Annotated in this window: 14 protein-coding genes; 7 read left to right on the forward strand and 7 right to left on the reverse strand. The window is 61.3% G+C overall.

The window, feature by feature from the left end:
* Positions 1 to 3: 3 nt before the first annotated feature.
* Genes AC1DV6_RS12710 through AC1DV6_RS12730 form a run of 5 tightly spaced genes read left to right on the forward strand, consistent with a single transcriptional unit; the run spans position 4 to position 5,162 of the window.
* Positions 4 to 1,659 carry an isovaleryl-CoA dehydrogenase gene (locus tag AC1DV6_RS12710; RefSeq protein ID WP_477977853.1) on the forward strand — a complete coding sequence of 552 codons (1,656 nt, stop codon included), beginning with the start codon at positions 4 to 6 and terminating at the stop codon, positions 1,657 to 1,659.
* Between the two features lie 26 nt (positions 1,660 to 1,685).
* Positions 1,686 to 2,651, forward strand: coding sequence for a glutathione S-transferase family protein (locus AC1DV6_RS12715; protein ID WP_477977855.1), 966 nt, complete (start codon positions 1,686 to 1,688; stop codon positions 2,649 to 2,651).
* Positions 2,648 to 3,112 carry a GNAT family N-acetyltransferase gene (locus AC1DV6_RS12720; RefSeq protein WP_477977857.1) on the forward strand — a complete coding sequence of 155 codons (465 nt, stop codon included), beginning with the start codon at positions 2,648 to 2,650 and terminating at the stop codon, positions 3,110 to 3,112. Before AC1DV6_RS12715 ends, AC1DV6_RS12720 begins: the two co-directional genes overlap by 4 nt.
* Positions 3,113 to 3,133: 21 nt before the next feature.
* Positions 3,134 to 4,036, forward strand: coding sequence for an SDR family oxidoreductase (locus AC1DV6_RS12725; protein WP_477977859.1), 903 nt, complete (start codon positions 3,134 to 3,136; stop codon positions 4,034 to 4,036).
* 4 nt (positions 4,037 to 4,040) lie between these two features.
* Positions 4,041 to 5,162, forward strand: a complete 1,122-nt coding sequence (locus AC1DV6_RS12730; protein WP_477977861.1) for a GGDEF domain-containing protein — start codon at positions 4,041 to 4,043, stop codon at positions 5,160 to 5,162.
* Here AC1DV6_RS12730 and AC1DV6_RS12735 read toward each other — a convergent pair.
* The 6 genes from AC1DV6_RS12735 to AC1DV6_RS12760 are packed head-to-tail and all read right to left on the reverse strand — an operon-like array spanning position 5,156 to position 10,709.
* Complete coding sequence (locus AC1DV6_RS12735; protein WP_477977863.1) at positions 5,156 to 5,665, reverse strand: DUF1993 domain-containing protein; 510 nt, start codon at positions 5,663 to 5,665, stop codon at positions 5,156 to 5,158. The genes AC1DV6_RS12730 and AC1DV6_RS12735 overlap by 7 nt on opposite strands.
* Positions 5,666 to 5,698: 33 nt before the next feature.
* Entirely contained in the window at positions 5,699 to 6,463 is a 765-nt protein-coding gene (locus AC1DV6_RS12740; protein ID WP_477977865.1) for a substrate-binding periplasmic protein, read from the reverse strand.
* Between the two features lie 22 nt (positions 6,464 to 6,485).
* Complete coding sequence (locus AC1DV6_RS12745) at positions 6,486 to 7,733, reverse strand: methyltransferase (protein ID WP_477977867.1); 1,248 nt, start codon at positions 7,731 to 7,733, stop codon at positions 6,486 to 6,488.
* An 18-nt stretch (positions 7,734 to 7,751) separates the two neighbouring features.
* The gene (gene gorA, locus AC1DV6_RS12750; protein ID WP_477977869.1) at positions 7,752 to 9,116 is read right to left on the reverse strand and encodes a glutathione-disulfide reductase; all 1,365 of its coding nucleotides are present in this window, start codon (positions 9,114 to 9,116) and stop codon (positions 7,752 to 7,754) included.
* Between the two features lie 11 nt (positions 9,117 to 9,127).
* Positions 9,128 to 9,826, reverse strand: coding sequence for a dienelactone hydrolase family protein (locus AC1DV6_RS12755; protein WP_477977871.1), 699 nt, complete (start codon positions 9,824 to 9,826; stop codon positions 9,128 to 9,130).
* A gap of 37 nt (positions 9,827 to 9,863) precedes the next feature.
* Positions 9,864 to 10,709 (reverse strand): DUF817 domain-containing protein, encoded by an 846-nt coding sequence (locus tag AC1DV6_RS12760; protein ID WP_477977873.1) that lies wholly within the window; start codon positions 10,707 to 10,709, stop codon positions 9,864 to 9,866.
* Positions 10,710 to 10,808: 99 nt separating this feature from the next.
* Between AC1DV6_RS12760 and AC1DV6_RS12765 the strand changes: the two genes are divergently transcribed.
* On the forward strand, positions 10,809 to 13,244 hold the full coding sequence (locus AC1DV6_RS12765; RefSeq protein WP_477977875.1) for a Tex family protein: 2,436 nt from the start codon (positions 10,809 to 10,811) through the stop codon (positions 13,242 to 13,244).
* A gap of 59 nt (positions 13,245 to 13,303) precedes the next feature.
* Positions 13,304 to 14,041: a FecR family protein gene (locus tag AC1DV6_RS12770; protein WP_477977877.1), complete on the forward strand. Its 738-nt coding sequence runs from the start codon at positions 13,304 to 13,306 to the stop codon at positions 14,039 to 14,041.
* Between the two features lie 21 nt (positions 14,042 to 14,062).
* Here AC1DV6_RS12770 and AC1DV6_RS12775 read toward each other — a convergent pair whose 3' ends face one another.
* Positions 14,063 to 15,934, reverse strand: coding sequence for a hypothetical protein (locus tag AC1DV6_RS12775; protein ID WP_477977879.1), 1,872 nt, complete (start codon positions 15,932 to 15,934; stop codon positions 14,063 to 14,065).
* Positions 15,935 to 15,989 lie beyond the last annotated feature (55 nt).

A 15,989-nucleotide genomic window follows, 5' to 3' on the forward strand; every position in this document is an offset into this window, starting at 1 on the left:
GCCGTGAGCACTGAGGTTCTCTATCCTCCCACCCATGCGGTCACCAACCAGGTGGAGCCGCTGGAGAACTACAACGTTTTCACTGGCAACCAAGCGCTGCGCGATGCGCTGAAGTTCAATGCGCCGGACTTGGACACCGCATCTTTTGCGGCGCTTGGCGACAAGCTGGGCAGCACCGAATACCAGACCCACGCGCGTTTGGCCAACGTCCACACCCCGGTGCTGCACGCGCATGACCGCTTTGGCAACCGCGTGGATAAGGTGGAGTTCCATCCCAGCTACCACGCGCTGATGGACCTTGCCGCTGAGTCGGGTTTACACGGCAGCCCGTGGTTAGACACGAAACATGGCCACATCAAGCGCGCGGCAGGCTTCACGATGTTTACCGAGACGGAGCCGTCCATCCTGTGCCCGATCTCGATGACCTATGCGGTGATGCCCGCGCTGCATGGCAACGAAGCGATCTTCAAGGACTGGGCACCGGGCCTCTCGGCGCGCGCCTACGACCCCGAGTTGAAACTGTTCTCCAAGAAGCGCGGTCTGACGATGGGCATGGGCATGACGGAGAAGCAGGGCGGTTCCGACCTGCGCGCCAATACGACGCAGGCGACTGCGGACGGCACCGATGCCTGGGGCCAGCGCTTCAAACTGGTGGGCCACAAGTGGTTTTTCTCGGCGCCCATGTGCGACGCGTTTCTGGTGTTGGCGCAAAGCGCGGCGGGCCTGTCGTGCTTCTTCATTCCGCGCGTTTTGCCTGATGGCAGCCTCAACACCATCCGTGTGCAGCGGCTGAAAGACAAGCTTGGCAACAAGGCCAACGCCAGTTCCGAAGTCGAGTTCCAGGGCGCGACGGCCTGGCTGGTCGGCGTGGAAGGGCGCGGCGTGCCGCAGATTCTGGAGATGGGCACGATGACGCGGCTGGACTGCGCATTGGGCACCAGCGGCCTGATGCGCCAGGCGCTTTCCATTGCGATGAACCACGCCGCGCAGCGCGAAGCCTTTGGCAAACGCCTGATCGACCAGCCGTTGATGCGCAATGTGCTGGCCGACCTTGCGTTGGAAAGCGAAGCAGCGACAGCGCTCTCCATGCGGCTTGCGCGCTCTTTTGATAATAAATCTGACCCACATGAACAACTGATGGGCCGCCTGCTGACGCCGATCGCCAAGTACTGGATCTGCAAGCGCGGCAGCGCGTTTGCGCAGGAGGCGATGGAGTGCCTGGGCGGCAACGGCTATGTGGAAGCGGGCGGGGAGGGCATCATGGCCCGTATCTACCGTGAGATGCCGCTGAACTCCATCTGGGAAGGTGCGGGCAACATCATGGCGCTGGACCTGTTGCGCGCCTTGCGCAAAGGAGACGCTGCGGCCGCGCTGGCCAAAGAGCTGGCACCCGCGAAAGGCGCGCATGCCGCGCTGGACCGTCTGGCTGCGGCCTTGCCATCTCGCGTGGAGCTGATGGCGACCGAGATGGAAGCGCGCCGACTGGCGCAGGATGTGGCGCTGGCCGTGCAGGCCGCGATCCTGTACCAGAGCGCACCCACTGCGGTGTTCAGCGCATTCTGCGATTCACGCCTGGGCGGCGACTGGGGTTACACCTTTGGCACGTTGGGCGCTGCGGTGGACTTTGACGCCATCATCACCCGCGCGATGCCTCGCTAATCACACCGAACAACAAGGAGACTTTCATGGCCGACATCATTCTTCACCACTACCCCACCTCGCCGTTCTCCGAAAAAATCCGCCTCGTGCTGGGCTACAAAAAGCTGGCCTGGAAGTCGGTGATCATTCCGTCCATCATGCCCAAGCCCGATGTGCTGGCGCTGACCGGCGGCTACCGCAAGACGCCATTCATGCAGATCGGCAGCGACGTTTACTGCGACAGCGCGCTGATCTGCGATGTGCTGGAACACATCCAGCCCACGCCCACTTTGTACCCGGCTTCGCACAAGGGTTTGGCCCGCGTGCTGGCGCAGTGGGCTGACACGACATTGTTCTGGGCCGCGATGGCTTACAACCTGCAGCCAAAAGGCGCGGCTACGATGTTTGAAGGCGCGCCGCCCGAAGCCGCCAAAGCCTTCGGCGCAGATCGTGGTGCCATGTCTACCGGCATGACACGCCTGCGCCCAGGCGATGCGACCGCCGCCTACAAAAGCTACCTGCGCCGCATTGCGACGATGCTGGAGAGCCACCATTTCCTGATGGGCGACGCGCCCTGCGTGGCCGACTTCGCGGTCTATCACCCACTGTGGTTCAGCCGCGTGCGCGTGCCCGTGATGGCGGGCATTCTGGACGCGACGCCCTCGGTACTGGCGTGGATGGACCGTATGGCGTCATTGGGTCATGGAGCTATGGAAAAGTTTTCTGCTGCAGATTCGATAGCAGCTTGCGCGCATTCTGCGGGCGGTTCAGGGCAATTTGGGGCCGTTTTCTCCTCTGATGCAGATGGCGTATTCCAGGACGAGCATGGCATCCCGCTGGGCAGCCAGGTGACGATTGCCGCCGAAATCTTCGGCCAGGAAACGACGACAGGCGAGCTGGTCGCGGCCACCCGCACGCGCTACACGCTCAAGCGCGTGGACGAACGCGCAGGCACAGTGCATGTGCACTTCCCACGCATTGGCTATGTGTTGAAAGCGGTTCAGCCTGCATGAGCTCAGCCATCCAGTGGCAGCTGTTGCCATTCACCGCATTGAGCGGCGCGCAGATGTATGAAACCATGCAGTTGCGCAGCGAAGTGTTTGTGGTGGAGCAGAACTGCGTGTTCCCGGACATGGATGGCAAGGACGCGCAGTGCATGCACCTGCTGGGCACCCAACAGATAGACGGCGCGTCAGTGCTGGTGGCCTACGCGCGCTGCCTGCCCAAAGGCTTGGCGTTTGCCGAGGTCAGCATAGGCCGCGTCGTTACCCGGCCCAGCGCGCGTGGCATGGGTCTGGGCCATCCGCTGATCAAGCAAGCGATTACCGCTTGTGATGACACCTGGGGCCCGCAACCCATACGCATTGGCGCCCAGGCCCGCTTGAAAGATTTTTACCAACAGCATGGCTTTGTTGACATGCACCTTCCGTACATGGAAGACGGCATCGCCCATCTGGAAATGCTGCGTTCTTAGATTTTGTATAGGAGCAAACCTGTGATTACCGATTTCAAAAACAAGACAGCCGTATTGACCGGCGGCGGTTCGGGCTTCGGCCTGGAGTGCGCCCGCATTGGCGCCAAGCTGGGTATGAATTTGGTGCTGGCCGATGTACAGCAGGATGCGCTGGACAAAGCCGTCGCCGAGATGGAAGCCGCCGGCGCGCAGGTGTTGGGCATGCGCGTGGATGTCTCCAAAGCCGATCAAGTGGAAGCATTGGGCGCAGCCACGCTGAAGCGCTTTGGAGCACCGCATTTCGTGTTCAACAACGCCGGTGTTGGTGCTGGCGGCCTGATCTGGGAGAACACCGCGGCGGACTGGGAATGGGTGATTGGCGTGAATCTGATGGGTGTGGCACACGGCATTCGCGTGTTCACACCGATGATGCTGGAGGCTGCGGCCAAAGACCCGGCTTACCAGGGCCACATCGTCAACACCGCCAGCATGGCCGGGCTGTTGAACGCGCCCAACATGGGCATCTACAACGCCAGCAAGCATGCCGTGGTCAGCATGAGCGAGACGCTGTACCAGGACTTGGCCTTGATGACGGACCAGATCAGCGCCAGCGTCTTGTGTCCATTCTTTGTGCCCACCGGCATTAGCCAGAGCCACCGCAATCGCCCCGGCGAACTGGCGGCCGACAAGCCTACGCGCAGCCAGCTGATCGGGCAGGCGATGAGCGACAAGGCCGTGGGCAGCGGCAAAGTCACGGCCGAACAGGTTGCCCAAAAAGTGTTCGACGCGATTGCCGCCAACCAGTTCTATATCTACAGCCACCCCAAGGCGATTGGTTCGGTGCAGACCCGGCTGGAAGATGTGCTGATGGCGCGCAACCCGACCGACCCGTTTTCTCACAAGCCCGAATTGGGAGTAGAGTTGAAGAAAGCACTACGCACCTGAGTTAATGACCAAGCCCACTACCAAAACCGCTCCCCGGTTTGTCTGGTTGTTGGGCCAGGATTCTTACCAGCGCCTGTACCTGGGTTTCTGGCTGACGACCACCGGTGTGTATCTGGTGATGTTGGCCCTGCAACTGGTGGCGGTGTATCTGGGGCTTGCCAGTGCCATGGGCGCCACCATCATTCTGGCGAGCGCCCTGTGCGGGATTGCTGCGTTCTACGCTGCCATGCGGTCTGGCTGGAGCAAGCAACTGGCCGATCCGGCGATGACGGCACCGCAAATGGTGTTTGCTTTCCTGATACTGGGTCTGGCCTATATGCTGAACCCGAAATTGCGCGCCATGCTGTTGATCATCACACCACTTGTGCTGGTATTTGGTGCGTTCACACTGTCGCCGCAGCGCTGTCGCCAACTGGGTGTGGTGTCCGTGCTGATGTTGGGCCTGTCCATTGGCGTCTCGGTCGTGCTGCGGCTGGAAGAAAGCACGCCGTATGTGGAGGCCATTGTGTTTGTCTGCTGTGCGGTCATCTTCACGGTGGTCGCCGACATGGCGGCAAGGCTCAGCGCGATCCGTGAAAACCTCCGTATCCAGAAAAAGGAGTTGAACGTCGCGCTCGAGCGCAACCAGTTGCTGGCGCGCCAGGACCCCTTGACCGGTTTGCCCAACCGCCGCAGTGCGATGGAGCTGCTGGAATACGAAGACCGCCGCGCTGTGCGCGAGACGGTGCCGCCCTGTCTTTGCATGATCGACCTGGACTACTTCAAGAAGGTCAATGACACTTATGGACATGCTGCGGGCGACGAGGTGTTGCAGCGCTTCGCCCATGGTGCCTCCGCAGCCCTGCGCGGGCCGGACATGCTGGCGCGCTGGGGTGGAGAAGAGTTCCTGCTGATGATGCCCAGCACCACAGTGGAAGAAGCCTTGCTGGTGGTGGAGCGTTTGCGGCAGGTGTTGGCCACGCCGTTCGTCTGGGCCAACCAGCCTGCGGTGCAAGTCACCTTCTCGGCGGGTCTTGCCAGCCTGCATTACGGCGAAAGCTGCCTTGAAGCGGTGGCCCGGGCCGATGCGGCGCTGTACCAGTCCAAGCAGGATGGCCGCAACCGCACCGTGCTGGCAGATCAATAGGTGCCGATGTAATCCTTCTTGCCAACCGCCACACCGTTGTGGCGCAGGATGGCGTAGGCCGTCGTGGTGTGGAAGAAGAAATGCGGCAGGCCGTAGTTGAACAGGTAGGACTGGCCGGTGAAACGCTTTTCCTTCGGCGTACCGGCCTGGGTCACGATCTCGCGCTGGGCCGCGTCGTCAAATTGTGCAACGTCCAGCGCGCTGATGTAGGCCAGCACCACGTCAATTCGGCCCTGCAGCTGTGCAAACGTTTCTTCGTTGTCTTCCAGCTTGGGCACTTCGGCGCCGGCCAGGCGTGCCGAGACGCTTTTCGCAAAATCGGTGGCCACTTGCACTTGGCGCAGCAAAGTGAACATGTCGGGGAACAGGCGAGCCTGCAACAGTGCGTTGGGGTCGAGCTTCTTTTCGGCGACGTGCGCTTCGGCTTTGGTCAGCACGGTTTTCAATCCGCCCAGCATTTGCTGAAACACGGGGACGGAGGCGGTATAGATGGGGCTCGTCATGAGAATGTCCGATGTAGAAAGAGGCCGAGCGTATCAGGGCTGCAGATAGGCGGCGTATTTCTTCATGATCGCGTCATAGACGCCGTTGGTCTGTATGGTCTTCAGGCCCGCATTGAAGCGGTCGCGCACCATCGCATCGCGAAACACCGCCTTGCGCGGAGTAGGCGGAAAGATGGTTTGGATGGTGACATCCTGCTTCGCGTCTATGGAGGGGTCCATCCGGGTGCTGAAGTATCGAAGAATGCGCCGGTCGCCAACCAGCACGTCCACATGGCTGGTGTAGAGCAGGTTGCTCTGGATGATTTGCTGTGCGTACTCCCGGTAGTCGGGGTGCCTATCCACCACGGCTTTGAAGCGCTCACCCAGTATGACATTGGCGTTCTGAAACGCAGCAACTGAATAGTTGGCGAGGTCTTCAATGCTTTTAAGCTGGATATTGCGCCGGGTCAGCGTGATCGCCACATTCTGGTACGTGATGTAGGGCGCGGAAAAGAAATCCTTGCCGCCTATGCCTTCGTCCACGGTCAGCAGGCCGTCCAGTTGTCCGGCGCGCTGCATGTACAGGCCACGAGCGGGCGGCACATGCACGGCAATCATCTGGTAACCCGCGGCGGCCAACGCCTGGTCGGCGATCTCGTATTCCAGGCCTGCCTTGTCCGACTCCATGATGTAGGGCGGCTTGAACAGGCCCATGCCCACGCGCAGCTTGATGGGTGACGCAGCCAATGCCGGTGGCATCGCAAAGCACCACATTACGCCAACGCATGCAAACACCCGGAGCGGGGTTTTCCAAGTCATGGCGCCAGTGTATGCCTGTCTTTTAGGCAGCGCCGCCTTTTTCTTGCACGCCCAAGCGCCACAGCGAAGTCACTTCCGCGGTGCGTGCGGCGTGCAGAGCGTCGGTAGCATCGGTGGCTTTGGGGTGCATCGGCTTGGCGTCCAGTCGGCCCAATACAGTCAGCCCCGCTTTTCCAAACGCTGCCAGCAATTCCGCACGCGTGCGCAGGCCCAGGTGCTCCGCAAAGTCCGACAGGATCAGCCAGCCTTCACCTTGTGGCAGCAAATGAGCCGCCAACCCATTCAAAAAGCCCAGCAGCATGCGGCTGCCTTCGTCGTAGACCGCGTGTTCAATCGGCGCGCTGGGTCGCGCGGGCAACCAGGGTGGGTTGCAGACGATCACGGAGGCCTTTCCAAATGTCTCGGGCGGAAACAGGTCGGCTTGCAATACTTTCACCCTGGCCGCAACGCCGAGTTGTTGCAAATTGGCGTTGGCGCAGGCCAGAGCACGCGGGTCCTGGTCGGTGCCTATGACGCGCGCGATACCACGGCGTGCCAGCATCGCCGACAGCACGCCGGAGCCCACACCAATGTCAAATGCGCAGAAGGGTGTCTGTCCGGTTTTCGGCAATGGCACCTTGGCCACCAAGTCCACGTATTCACCCCGCACCGGCGAGAACACGCCGTAACTGGGGTAGATGCGGTTGTTGGGCGCGTTGCCCAGCACCGATATCTCTACGCCCTTTTTGTGCCACTCGTGCGCGCTGATCATGCCCAGTAGATCGCGCAACGAAGCAACGCCGTTGCCATCGGTCTCCGTCACCGGGCCCCACGCCTCGGCACAGGCCTGGCGCGCGTCCGGCGCGCGGCGCAGGGGGATGCCGTAGTCCGCGTTAAACGGCAGCAACACCGTCGCCAGAATGCGCGCGCGTTGCGACTGGGCTTGGCGATGCTGGTTGAACGCATCAACGGGGGAGACTTCGGGCGCTGGTGTGCCCGCTGCTTTGCGTTTCTTGCGCTCGGGCGTCTTGTCAATGCGACGGGCCAATGCCTGCAGCAATTGGCGTGCGTTATGAAAATCGCCGCGCCACAGCAGCGCCGTGCCCGCGCAAGCCAGGCGGTAGGCGTCGTCTGCGGTCATGGTGTCGTCCGCCAGCACCACTTTTTTAGGAGGCGGCGCGCCGCGTTCCGAACGCCACAGCGCGGAGCGTTCTTCGCCGGCCTCCGTCCATTGGATTTTTGGTGGGGTGGTCGCGGGGAGGGTGCCGACGCTAGTAGAGGTGAGGGGCATCGGCTGGGTTTTTCAGGGTTAAAGGTTGTGTCGCACGGCAGGTGTGCGCATGGTGACGAGCTCTTCGGCTGCCGTCGGGTGTACCGCGAGCGTAGCATCCAGCGCGGCCTTGGTGACCTGCATTTGCAGCGCCACGCCAACCAGCTGCGCCATTTCACCGGTATCTGGGCCCACTGCGTGAAAGCCCAGCACCCGGTCGGTATCGCGGTCCACCAGCAGCTTCAGCAGCATCTTGCCCTTGTGGCCGGACAGCGTGGCTTTCATGGGCCGAAAGCTGGTGCGGTACACATCCAGATGCGGGTATTGCTTCAAGGCCTGCTCTTCGGTGAGGCCCGCCACGCCAGCCTCGGGTGTGGTGAACACGGCGGTGGGCACCAAGGTGTGGTCCACGCTGCGTGGCGTCTTGCCAAACACGGTGTCGGCAAAGGCATGGCCTTCGCGGATGGCCATGGGCGTGAGGTTGACGCGGTTGGTCACATCGCCCACCGCGTAGACGCCGGGTACGGCCGTTTGCGAATAGGCGTCTACCGGGATGGCGCCGTGGACATCGAGTTTCAGCCCCAGATTTTCGAGGCCCAGCCCGGCGGTATTGGGTTTGCGGCCCAGGGCGCGCAGCACGCAATCGGTCTCTAACGCTGTGCCATCGTCCAGTGCCGCCTGCATGCAATGACTGCTTTGGGTGATGGCCGTGATGTGGCGACCGTAGTGAAACTGCAAGCCCAGAGCAACCAGTTCCTGGCTCAGGTGTTGCTGTACATCGGCATCAAACCCGCGCAGGATGTTGTCGCCGCGAACTACCACCTGTACCTCGGAACCCAAGAGTTTCAGCACACAGGCCAGCTCCAGCGCGATGTAGCCCGCGCCTTGCACGACGACCCGGCGGGGCAGTTGCTCCAACTCAAAGAATCCATTGGAGTCAATCGCGAGTTCATGGCCCGTTGTGGCGGTAACGCCCGAGGGTTGTGCGCCAGTAGCTATCAAAATGTGAGTGGCTGTCAGCTGGTTGCCGCTCGACAACGCCACCGTGCGGCTGTCCACCAGCACCGCGCGGTCTTCCAAAATGGTTACGCCTGCCGCCAGCAGGTTGCTACGGTAAATGCCCTCAAGGCGGGCCACCTCTGCATCGCGCCGCGCCTTCAGCGTGGCCCAGTCAAAGCGCGGCGTACCCAGCGTCCAGCCAAACCCTGCAGCCTCTTCAAACTCCTGTGCGAAGCGTGAGGCGTAAACCATCAGCTTCTTGGGCACGCAGCCGCGAATGACGCAAGTACCGCCCAGCCGGTATTCCTCGACCAGGGCCACGCGTGCGCCATGGTTGGCTGCGATGCGGGCCGCACGCACGCCACCCGAGCCACCGCCGATGACGATCAAATCAAAATCTGCCATGGTGGGAGGCTTCAGCCCAGGTGGTTGGACAACCACTCCAGCGTGCGACCGTGCGCCAAAGCCGCAGCGCGCTGGTTGTACATGGGGCGGGCCCAGCAGTTGAAGCCGTGGTCTGCGCCTTCGTACACATGAAACTGCGCATTGCTGTGGCCGGCGAACGCCGTTTTGACAGATTCAACTGCGGCGAGCGGAATGTGCGCATCGAGCGCGGCGTAGTGGAAAAGGATAGGCACCTGCACTTTGGGCGCTACGTCCAGTGCGTTGTGAATGCCACCGCCGTAATAGCAGACCGAGGTGTCGACGGCGCCGGTCGCTGCGAGTTGGTACGACAATCGCCCGCCCATGCAGAAGCCCACCACGCCCACCTTGCCAGTGACTTCCGGCAGTGCGCGCAATACCTGCGCCGTGGCAGCCAGGTCCTTCACCGCATTCGGGGCGTCCAGCGCGTGCATCAGTGCATAGGCTTTCTTGGTGCCGGCCTCGTCGTAGTTCAGGTCCGTCTTCGGCTCCTGGCGCCAGAACACATCGGGCGCCAGCACCACATAGCCATCGAGCGCATAGGAATCGGCGACCGCTTTGATATGCGCGTTGACCCCCCAGATTTCCTGGATCAGCACCAGTCCTGGGCCTTTGCCGGTGGGCGGTAAAGATAAATAGGCGTCAAACGCTTTGCCGTCGTGGCTGGGGATGGAGATGGTGGAGCTGGGCATGGGAGTTGTCTGGTGGTTGTGAAGGTCAGTTTACGGGTTATTGCGGCACGTGGATGCTGCGCTTGATGTGCTTGAGGTGGGCCACGATGGTGAACGTCATGATCACCAGCAACGACCATGAGCTCCACTTGCCCACATGCACGGCAGACCAGGCGCCCAGCTGGTTGGGGTACTTCCATACGCCAAAGAAGGTGCTGATGTTTTCCGCCAGCCAGATAAAAAAGCCTATCAGTACAAAGGCCAACAGCAGCGGCATGCGCCGCTCCCGGTCCAGCGGACGGAACACGACGGTAGCCCGCGCGTAAAGGCCGAGGGCACATGCCGCGATGTACCAGCGGTAATCACCGATGTAGTGGTGGGTGAAGAAGTTGGCGTAGATGGCGATGGCAACGCACACGGCCATCCAGTAGGGCGGATGGTGCTGAATCCGCAAATCGAACAGGCGCCAGGCCTGGATGATGTAGCTGCCAACAGCGGCATACATGAAGCCAGAAAACAGTGGCACGCCCCACAGCTTGGTGTACGCGAAATCCGGGTAGGCCCATGACTTGATGCCGCTGGACGTCTTGAAGACCTCCAAAGCAAAACCCACGACGTGGAACAGGCAGATGGCCTTGAGTTCGTCCAGCGTTTCGAGTTTGGTCCAGACCATCCAGACCTGGATCGCCAGCGCAACGATCAGCAAGACGTCGTAGCGCGGCAAAGCGCCAATTCCGCCGCGTGGCACCGTAAAAACCGCGGCAAAGAACAGCGCTACAAACAGGCAGGCGCGGGCCTCCTTGATGCCGAAATACCAAAACTCCTTGGCAAACCGGGCAAAACCGGACAGATTCTGCTGGGGCGCAGAGGCCAGCAGGTGCTGATCCAGGGAGGCAAGGTACATGTGGCAAACTCCTGTTCTTCGTTCTCAGTTGTTTTCAGATTCGTTCCCCGGCTACTTCCGTAGCATCCCATATTCTTAGTCAGCGTCAGTCTTCCCCCCATGCAGCAAATCATCGCGCAGATCGCGCAGGAAATCCGTGTTCGTCCCGACCAAGTGCAATCAGCCGTCCAGCTATTGGACGAAGGCGCCACTGTGCCGTTTATCGCCCGCTACCGCAAAGAGGTGACAGGTGGGCTGGATGACATCCAGTTGCGTGAACTGGAAACCCGTTTGAGCTACCTGCGCGAATTGCGCGACCGCAAGGAAGCGGTGTGCAAGGCGATTGACGAGCAGGGCAAGCTGACGCCTGCATTGACCGCCGCAATTCACCAGGCTGCGACCAAACAGGAAGTCGAAGACATCTACTTGCCGTTCAAGCTCAAACGCCGCACCAAAGGCCAGTTGGCCAAGGAAGCAGGGCTGGAGCCATTGGCAGATGCGCTGTTTGCTGATCCCACGCTGGTTCCTGCGGATGCCGCCGAGGCCTACCTCAAACCCCCGCTGACCGCGGAGCAGATTGCCGACAAGCAGCCCGATTTCTCCACCGTGTTCGCAGTGCTCGACGGTGTGCGCGATCTGCTCTCCGAGCGCTGGGCCGAAGACCCGATGCTGGTGCAAGACCTGCGCGCCTGGCTGTGGAACGAAGGCTTGCTGCAAAGCAAGCTGGCCGAAGGCAAGGACGAGAACAACGCCGACGTGTCCAAGTTCCGCGATTATTTTGACTACGACGAGCCGATCGGCCGCGTGCCCAGCCACCGTGCGCTGGCCGTGTTCCGCGGACGTGCGCTGGACATTCTGGACGCCAAGCTGGTGCTTCCAGAGGCAAATATGCCTGTAGCGCCCGCAGGACATGCGCGAGCAGCTACCAAAAAGATAGCGGGCCCCGTGGTCACGCTGGCTGAAGGCCGCATCGCCTTGAAGCTGGGCTGGAGCCACCAGGGCCGTGCGGCCGACGATTTGATCCGCAAATGCGTGGGCTGGACCTGGAAGGTCAAGCTCTCGCTGTCTACCGAGCGTGACCTGTTCACCCGGCTGCGCGAAGATGCCGAGAAAGTAGCTATCAAGGTGTTTGCCGACAACCTGCGCGACCTGCTGCTGGCAGCGCCCGCTGGCCCGCGCGTGGTGATGGGCCTGGACCCAGGCATCCGCACCGGTGTGAAAGTGGCCGTGGTCGATGCCACCGGCAAGCTGGTCGAAACCGCGACCGTATTCCCGCACGAACCGCGCAAAGACTGGGAAGGCTCCCTGCACACCTTGGGCAAGCTCTGCGCCAAACACGGTGTGAATCTGATCGCGATTGGCAACGGCACCGCCAGCCGCGAAACCGACAAGCTGGCCGGCGACCTGATCAAGCTTCTGGCCAAGATGGCCGCGCAAGCTGGCGCGCCCGAGATCAAGGTGGAGAAGGTGGTGGTGTCCGAAGCCGGCGCGTCGGTCTACTCCGCCAGCGAGTTCGCGTCGCTAGAAATGCCCGATGTGGACGTGAGCCTGCGCGGCGCAGCGTCCATTGCCCGCCGCCTGCAAGACCCGTTGGCCGAACTCGTGAAGATCGACCCCAAGAGCATTGGCGTGGGCCAGTACCAGCACGATGTGAACCAGAGCGAGCTGGCCAAGACGCTGGAAGCCGTGGTCGAAGACTGCGTGAACTCGGTCGGTGTGGACTTGAATACCGCCAGCGTGCCGTTATTGAGCCGCGTGTCCGGCTTGTCCGGCACTGTGGCCAAGGCCGTGGTGCGCTGGCGTGAAGCCAACGGCGCCTTTGGCAGCCGCCAGGACTTGATGAAAGTCACTGGGCTGGGTGCCAAAACATTCGAACAGAGCGCGGGATTTTTGCGCATCCGCGGCGGAAGCAACCCGCTGGACATGACGGGCGTGCACCCTGAAACCTACCCCGTGATCGAACAGATCATCGCCAAGACCGGCAAGCCGGTCACAGAGATCATGGGCCGTGCCGACATGCTCAAAACGCTGCGCCCCGAGCTGTTTGCCAACGAACAGTTCGGTGTGATCACCGTCAAGGACATCTTCACCGAGCTGGAAAAACCCGGCCGCGATCCGCGCCCGGATTTCAAGGTGGCGCGCTTCAACGACGGCGTGGAAGACATTGCCGACCTGAAAGAGGGAATGATCCTCGAAGGCACGGTCAGCAACGTGGCCGCCTTCGGCGCGTTTATCGATCTGGGCGTGCACCAGGACGGTCTGGTCCACGTGAGCCAGTTGGCACACAAGTTCGTCAACGATGCGCGCGAGGTCGTGAAGACCGGTGACATCGTCAAAGTGCAGGTGCAGGAAGTCGATGTCGCACGCAAGCGCATCAGCCTGACCATGAAGATCGGCGCGGCACCTGCGGGCAACAAAAGCAATGACGGAAGGGGGTCAGGGGACAACCGCTACCAAGGCCCAGCTCGCGGAGAACGTCAACAGGGCAGTTACCGTGACCAGAACGCGGCGGGCGGTTCAGCCATGGCCAGCGCCTTTGCCAAGCTCAAGCGTTAGGTATCGCTTGCAGAAGGCCATATATCCGCGACAATGGGGTGAACCTCAGGAGCTGTCACATGAAGAACTTTGACGAAGTAGATGACGAACGCCGCTTGTGGCTGATCCAAGCGTTGGCAGCTGGCGTGTTCGGTGCGGCATTGCCACAAGCCCAAGCCCAGGGCTTCAGCATTTTCGGAACCAAGCCTTCCAAACTGCCACCTGGACAAAGCATTTACGGTCTTTCGGGTGACGTTCTGGTGAACAACCAGAAGGCGACGCTCTCGACGCCCATCAAGTCTGGCGACACCCTGCAAACTGGCAAAAACAGCGAAGTCATTTTTGTGGTGAACTCCCACTCGATGATTCTCCGTGGTGACAGCAACCTGGTTATCCAACCTCCGGAATCGTCGATCGGCAGTCTGGTCATCGGTGGCTTGCGGCTGTTGAGCGGCAAGCTGTTATCGGTGTCACGCAATTCGCCCATGCGGCTGTCGACTCCCACTGCAACAGTCGGTATCCGGGGCACCGGCTTTTATATTGAAAGCGATCCCGAGCAGACTTACTTCTGTACCTGCTATGGGGCAACCGAGGTACAGGCCAACGATGATCCGCAAAGCAAGGAATCCATCACCGCCAGCCACCACGACCGGCCGGTGTACATCGTCAAGGATGGTGGCGCGGGAAAGAATATCCGCAACGCACCGTTTCTGAACCACTCCGATCAGGAGCTCGCCCTGATCGAAACCCTGGTGGGAAGAACGACTCCGTTTGTGTTCTCCAAGGACGCCTACAGCGGACCGCGCCGGTCCTACTGACCCTCTGCCTTTCGGCGGAGGCTATTCCGGCGCGCCTCGAAGGATCCAGGCCAGTATCTTGTCGTAGCCCAGCCGCCCAGGGGCTCCGGGCTGCAGTTCTGCGTTGAACCCGTTCAATGCCACGACCCCACCTCCGTGGTGGTTGCCCGAAGGTTTGCGCAACAGCGCGCTTGCTGCAATATCGGTGAAGTTGACCCGGCTGCGGACTTCCGTATACAGCCATTGGCGGTTGGTCGCATCGGTGGCAACACCGGTAGCAGCACGGTCATAGTCGTCGTAAAACAGCGGCGGAGTCAGCGTCTGGGTGGCCGGAATTTTCGTACTGATGTGGCAGGTGGTGCAACTGCCGGTGCCTGCCTGCAGGATGGTCTTGATGTCGCTAAAGCTGACTGCGGAAGGGTCCCACGCGAGACTACGGTCTATCACCACCGTCATGGTTTGGGGCTTGCTGCTCACCATGCCGTTGCTGCTGATCAATTGCAGCGTGTAGGCCCCGTCTGTAATCGCGGTCAAGGTCGGCGCCACCGTGGTCGCGCCGGATAGGGTGGCTCCGGCCGGTCCCGCGGCTATGGCCCATTGGTACGAAGACGAATACAGGCTCATGCTGCCATCCAGCGTGGTTGACAGTGTTTTGACAACGCGCCCGGGGCCCGGGTCGGCAACAGGACGCCCAGGGCGGCCGTCAGCGGCATCGGCGAATCCTTTGCCGGTCAGATAGTCGGCCATCGGGCGGTTGATGGATGACGTGCCCCAATAGGTGTCGTACACCAGCTTGGCCAAGGGCATATTGCCGCGGTCGATCACATGGGCCTTGATCCGGGACGCATAGCCGTCGAAGGCTTTGAAGTCTTCGAAGCTGATATCGGACTGGTTGCCCGTGCCGCGCAGGCTGTGACACACCCGGCAGCTTTGTGTCACGGTACTGAGATACAGGCTGCTCTGGCCGTACGCCTGCCAGCTGGCGGGTACGAACGTATCCAGCTTGGCGCTGGTGGCCGACGGCAGGCCGTTACCGCCGTACATGCTCTTCAGGTGTTCTGCGGCAGCGCCTTGGTATTCATTGGGATTCGCCACCCGGCGGCAGTCGTCTTCTGGAAATCCCGTGGGCTTGGTGGTGCCGGTGGGCAGGCTGATGCCGCACAGCACCATCTTGTTGAAACTCTTGATTTTTGCTTCCTGCTCAGCCCGCGTGTAACCCGGTAGCGGGGAGAAGTCCAGGGAAGTAGGCTCCAGCGCGTGCAACTGTCCGGCGAGATCACCGCGCATGCCACCACGGTCGGGCGCGGCCACATCGGCACCGGACGCGACATTCATCAGCTTGGGGAACAAGCCAGACGGCGTCAATGCGTCACCCCGTCCGCCGTGGCATGACGTGCAAATCGTAGGCATGGCCTTGTCGCCCCGACCATCCAGATTCGCCATCAGCAGCCGCGCACCGGTGACCGGGTCGTAGGTGTAGTACTTGACGAAACGCACGGTGCCGCCAGGCCCAGGGCTGAACTCAATCGCATTGGTGCCAAGGTGCCACTTGGATTCGCCCTTGATGGCTGCTTCCAGATTGACGGGTGAGTAGGCCCCGTAGCCACCCACCATATAGTTTTCAACGACAAAGGCCAAACTGCCATCTGCATTCTGGCGCCCGGTCATCTTGCGGCCGTAACTCAGGTCGCGCTGGTCACCAAAAATGATGGCCTCTTCAATGGCTCCGTTGGCGGTCGAGCCAAATCCGTTGCGGGTCTTGAATTTTTCAAGCGTGTCGCGCTCGTTTCCAGGATCAATCGCCTTGTAATACGACACGGCGTAGTTCAGCGTATTGACCTGCAGGCTTCCGTCGGACAGTTTGACCGGATTGGGAAACAGCAGGAAGCTGTCCGGACCTGCCGTGGTGGTCACCGGGCCATTCGAAGTCGGAGTGACATCCTTCCCTCCGGTCGACCCAGCGCCCCCG

The organism is Rhodoferax sp. P2_H8_2, from assembly GCF_056403235.1.